The following is a 574-nucleotide window of genomic DNA, read 5'->3' as shown; positions in this document are numbered from 1 at the left end:
AATAGCGATGATGGGCGGCATGAGCATGACCGCCCAGAACAAGGATACAAAGAAGGCAGACGATCTCTACGGGCGCTTTGAGTACGTAGAGGCCGCGGAGGCCTATGGAAAGTTGGTGGAGAAGGGCAAGGGCGATGCCTATGTCTACACGCAGCTGGCAGAGGCCAACTACAACATCTACAACACGGAGGCCGCCGAGGGCTGGTACGCGAAGGCCATCGAGGCCGGCAACCAGGACCCTGAGATGGTCTATAGATATGCCCAGATGCTGAAGGCCAACGGGAAGTACAGCGAGTCGAACGCGCAGATGGCAAAGTTTGCCTCTCTGGCACCAGGCGACGAGCGTGCAAAGGCCTACCGCTCTGCACCGGACTATATCGAGGCGATCAAGTCTACGCGCAAGCGCTTCGAGGTTGAGGACATGGCACTGAACACGCAGTACTCTGAGTTCGGGGCGGTGGAGAAGGACGGGGACCTTTACGTGGTCTCTGCCCGCAACACGAGCCGCAAGACCTATGGCTGGAACGGGGAGCCGTTCCTTGACATCTACAGATTCGCCAAGGGCGAGGACGGC

The 574-nt window shown here is 58.9% G+C and carries 1 pseudogene; it reads left to right on the top strand.

The features are described 5' to 3' along the window. Position 1 precedes the first annotated feature (1 nt). Positions 2-574, top strand: a pseudogene (locus AC6I5C_RS17840) (OmpA family protein); the annotation flags it as partial.

The sequence above is a fragment of the Mangrovimonas sp. sgz306409 genome, assembly GCF_059735265.1.
This window is presented reverse-complemented; position numbering and strand designations above follow the sequence as displayed.